This is a genomic window from Spiroplasma endosymbiont of Sarcophaga variegata (genome assembly GCF_965178695.1).
Lineage (GTDB): Bacteria > Bacillota_I > Bacilli_A > Mycoplasmatales > Mycoplasmataceae > Spiroplasma > Spiroplasma poulsonii.
The window spans coordinates 1,799,493-1,808,218 of the sequence record NZ_CBCXVU010000002.1; the positions used below are offsets into that span (position 1 = coordinate 1,799,493).

Annotated in this window: 14 protein-coding genes; 6 read left to right on the forward strand and 8 right to left on the reverse strand. The window is 24.0% G+C overall.

What is annotated here, in order from left to right; translation table 4 throughout:
• Positions 1-290 precede the first annotated feature (290 nt).
• The 6 genes from ACOBME_RS11610 to ACOBME_RS11635 all read left to right on the forward strand — a co-directional run bounded on the left by ACOBME_RS11610 (position 291) and on the right by ACOBME_RS11635 (position 5,308).
• Complete coding sequence (locus tag ACOBME_RS11610) at positions 291-752, forward strand: hypothetical protein (RefSeq protein ID WP_338966267.1); 462 nt, start codon at positions 291-293, stop codon at positions 750-752.
• A gap of 17 nt (positions 753-769) precedes the next feature.
• Entirely contained in the window at positions 770-2,140 is a 1,371-nt protein-coding gene (locus tag ACOBME_RS11615) for a hypothetical protein (RefSeq protein ID WP_338966270.1), read from the forward strand.
• Between the two features lie 6 nt (positions 2,141-2,146).
• Positions 2,147-3,085, forward strand: coding sequence for a hypothetical protein (locus ACOBME_RS11620; RefSeq protein ID WP_338966273.1), 939 nt, complete (start codon positions 2,147-2,149; stop codon positions 3,083-3,085).
• The gene (locus ACOBME_RS11625; protein WP_338966276.1) at positions 3,075-4,253 is read left to right on the forward strand and encodes a hypothetical protein; all 1,179 of its coding nucleotides are present in this window, start codon (positions 3,075-3,077) and stop codon (positions 4,251-4,253) included. Before ACOBME_RS11620 ends, ACOBME_RS11625 begins: the two co-directional genes overlap by 11 nt.
• A 16-nt stretch (positions 4,254-4,269) precedes the next feature.
• The gene (locus ACOBME_RS11630) at positions 4,270-4,896 is read left to right on the forward strand and encodes a hypothetical protein (RefSeq protein WP_338966279.1); all 627 of its coding nucleotides are present in this window, start codon (positions 4,270-4,272) and stop codon (positions 4,894-4,896) included.
• A 73-nt stretch (positions 4,897-4,969) separates the two neighbouring features.
• Positions 4,970-5,308 carry a hypothetical protein gene (locus ACOBME_RS11635; RefSeq protein ID WP_338966281.1) on the forward strand — a complete coding sequence of 113 codons (339 nt, stop codon included), beginning with the start codon at positions 4,970-4,972 and terminating at the stop codon, positions 5,306-5,308.
• Positions 5,309-5,326: 18 nt separating this feature from the next.
• On the opposite strand, the gene ACOBME_RS11640 is transcribed toward ACOBME_RS11635, so the two are convergent.
• From ACOBME_RS11640 to ACOBME_RS11675, 8 genes are read right to left on the reverse strand one after another with little or no spacing between them, the layout of a single operon-like run.
• Complete coding sequence (locus ACOBME_RS11640) at positions 5,327-5,512, reverse strand: hypothetical protein (RefSeq protein WP_338966284.1); 186 nt, start codon at positions 5,510-5,512, stop codon at positions 5,327-5,329.
• The gene (locus tag ACOBME_RS11645) at positions 5,505-5,693 is read right to left on the reverse strand and encodes a hypothetical protein (protein ID WP_338966287.1); all 189 of its coding nucleotides are present in this window, start codon (positions 5,691-5,693) and stop codon (positions 5,505-5,507) included. The genes ACOBME_RS11640 and ACOBME_RS11645 overlap by 8 nt, the downstream gene beginning before the upstream one ends.
• Before the next feature lie 4 nt (positions 5,694-5,697).
• Entirely contained in the window at positions 5,698-6,192 is a 495-nt protein-coding gene (locus tag ACOBME_RS11650; RefSeq protein WP_419334016.1) for a hypothetical protein, read from the reverse strand.
• Positions 6,192-6,866 carry an ERF family protein gene (locus ACOBME_RS11655; RefSeq protein WP_338966293.1) on the reverse strand — a complete coding sequence of 225 codons (675 nt, stop codon included), beginning with the start codon at positions 6,864-6,866 and terminating at the stop codon, positions 6,192-6,194. The genes ACOBME_RS11650 and ACOBME_RS11655 overlap by 1 nt, the downstream gene beginning before the upstream one ends.
• Positions 6,850-7,509, reverse strand: coding sequence for a hypothetical protein (locus tag ACOBME_RS11660; RefSeq protein ID WP_338966296.1), 660 nt, complete (start codon positions 7,507-7,509; stop codon positions 6,850-6,852). The genes ACOBME_RS11655 and ACOBME_RS11660 overlap by 17 nt, the downstream gene beginning before the upstream one ends.
• Positions 7,487-7,909, reverse strand: coding sequence for a single-stranded DNA-binding protein (locus ACOBME_RS11665; RefSeq protein ID WP_338966298.1), 423 nt, complete (start codon positions 7,907-7,909; stop codon positions 7,487-7,489). Before ACOBME_RS11665 ends, ACOBME_RS11660 begins: the two co-directional genes overlap by 23 nt.
• Positions 7,902-8,048 carry a hypothetical protein gene (locus ACOBME_RS11670; protein ID WP_338966300.1) on the reverse strand — a complete coding sequence of 49 codons (147 nt, stop codon included), beginning with the start codon at positions 8,046-8,048 and terminating at the stop codon, positions 7,902-7,904. The genes ACOBME_RS11665 and ACOBME_RS11670 overlap by 8 nt, the downstream gene beginning before the upstream one ends.
• Position 8,049: 1 nt before the next feature.
• Entirely contained in the window at positions 8,050-8,271 is a 222-nt protein-coding gene (locus ACOBME_RS11675; RefSeq protein ID WP_338966301.1) for a hypothetical protein, read from the reverse strand.
• Between the last annotated feature and the right edge of the window lie 455 nt (positions 8,272-8,726).

Here is an 8,726-nt window from a genome sequence, read left to right on the forward strand (position 1 = left end):
TATCTTGAAACTTTTTATCAAGATCTAACTGCATTATATATATATATATATATGTATACAAGCAAAATTATGAATTATGTAATAATTTTATTCTTAAAAATAATGCTTATTACGCGTTTTAATGACTAAATTAGTAATCAAATATATTAAGTTTAGTTATAATATATAAAAAGTATTGTATTAGTAAAATATTAGTATATAATTAAATTATAGGTTTAATCTTTTTCCATAAAAAAGAGTTTATGCTGACTTGTTAATCGGACAAGAATAAAAAAAGAGAGGTTTATAAAATGGCACTTACAAAAGAACAATTAATCGAACAAGGTTTAAGTGAAGAGATTGCAGAAAATATCTTAAATCAGTTTAATAATGAAGCAAAGCAAATTAGAGAAAGTGTGCAAAAACGCGAAGATGTTATATCAAAAGAAGATTTTATTAAATTATCTAATGAATTAGATGAATTAAAAGCATTTAAAGATATTCCATCTACTAAAATTGAAGATATTAAAACTAATTTAGATAAAGTTAGTGGTAATTCTTTAACTGAAAAAATGCAAACTTTAAAAGAATTAAAACCTGATTTGTTTGTTGAAGAACAACAATCAATTTCACCAACTAATTTTATTAAAGATATGATTGAAAAATCAACTGAAAATAAGAATGATGAAATTGAAACTATTAAAGAAAAAGGAGCATATACTCCTGATGAAATTAAAAAATTAACTGATTATACACTTAAAAACCTTAGATAATAAGGGAGTGAAATATTATGGCAACAATTAACTTGCCACAAGTACCTTTTACATTACAAGGTAACACAACAGGTCAAAAAGCCTATGTTGATATGGTTAATGCTTTATTGCGTGGACCTTTATATAATGAATATGCAAGTATTATGCAGTATGCTACTGCAACCGCAGAACAAGTTGCTTGATTACCTAATGCAGGACAAGCACTATATAATTTAACTCATCGTGTGGTATGACAAGATGATTATTCATTACCAAATGGTGGGGCAACTCAAACAATGGGATTAACAAGAATTCCAGTTCCGATTGATAAGAGATTTAATTTAAAATTAATGAATGAGGCTTTTGACTTAGCATTAATAGAACAAAATATTAAAAATGGTGTTATTGCTGATGCTATTTCTAGTGTTGTACAAAATAAATTTGTTAATTTAGAATGTGAATTAATTCAGGCTATTTATGATTATTGTTTAGCAGATGGTCAATATGAAGTAATTCCATTTCGTAGTTATACAGCTGAAAATGCTGATGATGCAAATAAAGCATTCTTTACATTAAATGAAACTTTGATTGAATTAACAAATCAAATTAGTAATTTATATTTTGGATTGCCAACTGATAAAATGTTTATGGTTTTAGGTCGAAGAGCCTATTTAGGTTTAACACCTGCTTATTTAAAAGTAATTGGGTCACAAGCCCAATTAAAAGCAATGGTTAATGGTGAATTATATGAAAATACCGCAATGGGTATTCCAGTATCTAAAAGTTTTCATTTAGAAAAAACATATACAAAAGGACAAGTTAACCGTGATAAAGGTTATAATTTTACTAATGTAAATGGTTTACTTATTAATAAACAAGTATGAGCATATCCAATTAATATGGATACTATTCAACAAGTTTTAGATAATGATACTGCTAACCCTAAATGAATTGGTAAAGTTCAATATGCAACACCAACAATTTTATATCCTAAAACATGCAAAATTATTTTAGAAAAAGCACCTACACAAGAAGAAATTAATACTGCTAAAAGTAATCTAAATAAAACTTTTAGAGTGCCAGTTGATTATGTATTCTCATCATCAACTCCCAGTAAAATTAATATCAGTGGAATTATTAAAATAGATAAACCAACTATTCATGTTGCAGACCCAACACAAGCAACACAAGAACAGTTAAAACCACAATTTAAAAATGTTGTTTTAAAAGCAGTAAAAGCAATAGATAGTTCTTTAACTGAAAATGATTTTGATTATTTTATTGAAAGTAAAGGTGAAGATTGACCAATAAATATTACAAAAGATAAAACTGTTGAAGTTCAAATTGAAGGTAAAAACAACGCTACTGGTCAAACAAATACAATTGATGTTGTAATTAAAAATTCTTAATAAACAATGAATTTACTAATATTACGAGTTTTAACTTTATTAGTATCTAATTTAGAAAATAAACCTTTAATAAGTAAATTTGTAAATTTAATTAATAGAGTTAATAAAGTTCAAAATAAAATATTAAAGCCAATTAATTATATTACTGATAAATATAATAAAATTACAAGTAAAGTTGAAGATATTTATCAGTGATTAAATCCATTTACTTATTTAGATTTAATTAAAAAAGGTCATAAAAAAGAAATACAACAAATATTAAGTCAATTAGAAAAGGATAATAATATTAAAAATAGAGAACAATTTAAAAATGAAAATTATTTAAATACTAATTGACAACCATTAAATAGTAGTTGACTTGATAGTGGTATGTTTAATATTACAAATAAATTAACTTTAACAGGTAATTTAACTATTTTAATATATACAAAAACAGCAAAACATCCAAAATTTTATGGACCTTATGTTTATCCTAGTGTTCCAGTTGAAATTTGAAAATTATTAAGTAATGCTGTATCTAATGCGGGGACTTTATTTTGGCGTTATTGATTAAGAAAATGATTACCTAGTCATTTAAGAAATTATATTAAAAAACGATTACCACAAGCATTAAAAGAAAAATATCCCAAAGGAACTACTAAATTAACATTACCAACAGTTCAAAAATTACAACAAATTAAAAAGTTTATTAATAATTTAAAGATTGGGCATTTTAATTTTAATTTTGCTGGTGGAATTAATAATAAAAAATGGTATCGTGAACGCCGAAGTGATGTTAAAAATATTAAGAATTTATATAAAACACCAGTTAAAAATATGTTTTACAAAACTAATCAAACTATTAAAACAATTAAGAAAACAAAAACAAGAGTTAATAGTTATAAACCATCTAATTTAAAAAATAAATATCGTAATCAATTAAGAGGTGTATTATATGGAAAATAATTTAAGTAATTTATTATTTATAACAGTTGAAGATGTTAAAGAAAGTAAACTTTGACAACCTATTAATGATAGAAAACAATCTGCTTATAATGATAATTTAATTTATAATGCTATTTTAAAAACTAGTTTATGAATGGATAGATTATCAGGTGGGACAATTTCAGATAAAATAAATAAAAAAGATTTATTTCCATGAGTAAAAAAAGATAATACTGTTTTAATTGAATATGATAAATGATTAAGTTATATTCAATCTGCTTGTTTATTAGCAGTTATTAATTGATATTTACCTAAAGGAGTTAATGATTTAACTGGTAGTGCTTCATTTTCACAAGGTGGAGTTGCTTATTCACAAACTAATGACCCTGAGGCAAATGAAAATATTACTCGTGATGTTAAAAATGCTTTAAAATTAGCAGGTGAAATAATTGATATTATATCTAGTAAAACAGTATCTAGACCTTATAATTATAGTTTAGATAATTATGCTCATCCATGAGAAGAAGAATATAAACATATTAGTAAAAAAACTTTTTATCCAACATTATTATTTTGATTAAAAGAACGATTACAAACAGATAATTCAATAAATATTACTTATCCAACTATTAATGACTTTTCTAAAATTGATTATAACGAGTATATTAAATTAATAGTTCCGTTTGATAATGATACTATTTATTATGAAAATAATGTTTGAAAAGCAAAACAAGGTTCAAGTGTAGAAACACCAATTGACAATAAAACTATTATTAAAAATGAACAACAACAATTAATGGTATCAGATGCTAAACAAGATAAATTAATAAGTGGAACAAACATTAAAACTATTAATGGTAATTCATTATTAGGGAGTGGTAATATTTCTATTAGTGGTGATAGTTGAGAATTAATTAATTATCCAGAAGCAAACGAAAAATTAACATTTAAAATTCCAGATTATAATTTAACAAAATATTACTATAAAATATCAATTTCAATAACAGATTATGCATCTGCTAATAAATTTGTAACATATTATTTTGAAACAATATCACAAAAATCAATATTTTCATTTTTAGCAGATAATTCTTATAAAAGAATAACAATTAAGCAAGATGGCTCAATTTCAAATGATACAAATAATATTTCTATTAAAGATTTAACAATTAAAAGAAAATTAATTTAGAAAGGATTTTTAATTAATGAAACAAAATAAAACAACTTGATTAAAGGGTGCCCTACCTTGAAATTGATTTAAAAAAGACCCTATTCCGACTTATAATTGAACCCATAAAGATATTAGAGAATGAGAAAGAAAATATAAAATTCGTAGTTGAGTAGTTAGTTTTTATACATTGATATTTTTAGCATTAAATTGTTGATTAGAATATGGCATGATCAATGCAATAAAAGATAATATTAATTGATATAATTATGGTCAATATTGAGGTAATGGAATTGCTATTTTATTAACACCTTTATTTACACACGGAATTCAGGGTATATTTGTTGCTAGTAGTAAACCCAAAGTAGATATGAAAATTGATATTCCACGATTAAAAATATCTAAAATGGGATTAGTATTTACAATTTTACCTTTAATTACTTTAATAATTTCTTTAATTATTATTTGAATTGATAAATCAAAATGAAAAAAAGACCATTTAAGACATTGTTTAGATTGTCGGATTAATTCTCGTGTTATTCAACCACGAATAGCAAAACAATGAAATAATTTAGATGGTATAACAGAAGAAATATTTAAAAATATGCAAGATGAATATACTAAAAAACAAGAAGAAAATAACAAAGAATTAAATTTAAAATAAACTATATATAGGGGCGGTTGATATTTTTGGGTGGTTATATAGTTTAATTTATAAATTATTTTGTTCTGAAAGAATGGATGGCCACTGTTTGAGTAAGGATAAGAAAGGAAATAAAGAAATGGAAATTAGTAATGAAATAGTAATTGCTTTACTTGTATTAGCGGGTGCTGGTGGAATGGGTAGTCTTGGTATTCTTGGATTATCTGCTAAAAAAATTAAAAAATATAAAGCAGAAATTAGAGAATTAAGAACTGCTGTTATTGCTCACGAAAAACATTTACGAGGACCTGATTATGCAACAGAATTAGCATTAAAAACAGGTCAAATTAAAAATGTAAAAAAACAAGTTAAAGTAAACGATAAAAAACAACAACAAAAAGATGCTATTAGACAACTAACAAATAGTATTTAAAAAAATAACCTTAATTGGTTATTTTTTATTTGTTTTTAAGATAATTAAATTCTTTTCACCATATGTTTTAATTAAATATTCTCAGTCTCAGGTTGAATTAATATTTACATCTTCAACATCAGTACCAGTTATATATTCGCCAAGGGGAGTTTTACAAGGGCGATTACCTTGTTCTGAACTATAACATAAAATATATTTATTCATTATCTTTATCTCCTTTATCATGTGTTATATAAAAGTTAATAAGATATTCTATTTTTTGAGAATAAGTACTAAAATTTAATTCATTTCAAACTTTTTCTTCGTTTTTATTTAAGTAAATATTAACATTCCTAATTTTGCAAGAATAATATTTTCCAGTTTTTTGATTATATGAATGTTTCATAATATTAACTCTCATAATTAGCAATAATAATGGCATCTCGGATATGATTACTTATTTTTTCATTATTATATTTTCAACCTTTACCATATTCATAAGTTAAATTAGTATCTTTTTCATATTTTCATACAGAACTATCATTATATTTACTTAAATTTTCCATATTTTTAACAACTGATTTAGTATATTTAGGTGATATCCAATTAATAATTTCATCACGGTCTTTATCAATTGCTCCTAATAATCTTAATAAATCATCTCTATCTTTTGAACCATTTGCATTTGTATATAAGCAATTTTCAATATTAAAAATAAAATCTTCTAATTGTTGTTTATTATCCAAACGAAATGAATTGTAAAACGATAAATTATTGTCAATAAATTTATAGTGGTCTTTTCAATCGTTATTTATAAATTCTTTCTCATGTAATAAAATACTATCTTCATAAACAACAATAGCAGTAGTACCTGTTCCTGATGGGTCAATACCTATTTTTATCATTATCTTAAAAATCTTTCTTTAAATTGATAATAAAAATCTTCGCTTTGTTTTCTAATTATAACTGGTGATAATTTTTCAACATTTAATTCTTCTTTTATTCAATTTTTACCTTTTGAAATAATATCTTGTTCTATTTTTGTATTTGTAATAAAATTTTTAATATTATTAAAATGCTCTTCCCTCATTCAATTTGAATTTAAATTATTAATTTGTTGCTTATTAGTTTCTTTAATAACTTGATTACTATTTTCTTTACTTATTTCAGTACTATCAGGGTCTAATTCATCAGTTGCTATACCAAATGTCTTACACAATCAATAACGAGCACCATATGTTAAAGCACTACCAACTGCTTTTGCAATATCTGAATTTTGTGCTGATAAAATAATTTCTAATTCTAATTTTTCATCATTTTTATAAAGTGTTAATAAACCTTTTGAATAATAATTTACCATTTTATCATTATTAATAAATGTTGGTTCACCAACTGCTTGAATTGTATAAGTTATATGATGCTCTTTTAATTGTGGTTTTAAAGTTTGATATAAATCACTTTCAGTAAAATAATTATATTTATTAAAATCATTCCTTGCATTTTTACCAACAAAAATATTTATATTAGATTGAATTTCACCAATACTTGCTATTAATGTTTTTTTAGTTTCTTGTTGCATTTTCTCATTCCTCTCTTTCTTGTCATATTAAAATGGCTTCTTTAATTTGTTCTAAATCTTGTTTAGTAATATTAACTTTTTCTTTAATTACTATTTTTAATTTTGGATTAATAATTATTATTAATATTTTTTTACTATCTATACAAAAATCTTTTTCTAATAAATAATAAAGTTTTAATTGTCAAATATAGCGTTTAATATCTGTTTTTTCATTAGAACTAGTAATTTTTCAATCACATATTATATATTCATTATCTATTGTTATGCCAATAAAATCAGTTGTACCACATAATAAAGGATGATAATATGTTTTTTCAGTTTCATAATGTTTAAATTTAATATTTTTAAAAGTTTCTTGATATAATTTTGTAAAATTTTTAAATAATTCACGATGAGATTTTATATCACAATCAATAAATTCAATTAATTCATCATCAAAATTATTTTTTATTCAACAATCAATCATATTATGTAAACATATTCCACGAGTTTGTGCTAATTTTAAAATATTCTCATCAATTTGTGAAAAATCTTTTGGCACTAAAATATTAACAATTTGACTTACACTTGGTATTAAAATACTATATTTATGTAAATCTTCATTATAAATATATAGTGGTTTAATCTCATTTGATTGCATCATTATCACCAAATAATTCTTTAATATCTTCTGAACTATAATTTATTTGTTCATCTGCAATTATTTCTTGTGGTTTTTCTGATAATAATATATCTTTTTTAAAATCATTATTTGTATGTAAAAATTCATAATTAGATACTTGAACTATTCATTGTATTTTATTATTTTTATCTTTAAAAGATTGTAAAATACCATTAATTGCAATTTGACTACCTTTTTGGCAATATTTTTGTAAAACTATTGCTTGCTTATTTCAAACTTGACAAGGTATAAAATCAGTTTCTTTTTGTGTTGAATATGGGCGAGTTACTGCTAATTGAAATATGGCATATTCTTTTCCACTTTGTGTTTTTTTAATTTCTATATTCTTTGTTGTTCTACCAATTCCAATAAATTTATTCATTATTATATTCCTCTAATTCCATTTCTTCAATTAAATTATCAATATACTCATAAGCACTTTCTTCTGAATAACATTCTTCTAATGCTAAATTAAATAAGTCTTCTTCGGTATAAACATAACCATTTTCATCTTTTCACATATTAATTTACCTCATTCTTTGCTATTAATATTTCTATTAATTTTCTTCCTTTTTGTTCTTTAATATCAAAATAACTTATTTCTTGATTTAATAAATGTGCTTCTTCATTTTTAATTAAATTAATATCATCATTAATATTTTCTTTTTGCCCTGTTTTATTATCAAATATATTAATACAAAAATCATTGTACATATATATTGATATTAGATTTTTGATTGTCATATTTACCTCCTATTTTTAACTCGCTGGCACTCACTCCCAAGTGAAAGTGCCAAAGCGAGAGTTAGTTATATAATTAAGTATTTATCTATTTATTTACTACGCCATCCGCTTCACTGCGGGTGAGCGGTGGCGGTATGTTTTATTGTTTAATGTTTAATAATCGACAGTTGTTTTTATAAGATAATGCCAGAGAATTCTCTCTCTTCATCCGCACCATTTCAGGTCAAAGCGTTCAGTTTTTAAAATAAATTCACTTGCACCTTGAAGAGCCTAATGCTGACTTTGTGGTTTTTAAATCGCTGTCACTTCTAAGAAGTAATATCTATCGCAAATTTATTTATAAAGTGGCCATCTCAATATTTATTGTCGTTTGATGTTGACCTCGCACTTATCACGACTATCGCTTGTTAAAGCGTCTATTATTTCCGGACTGATTACCGCTGGGCTAGACCGCC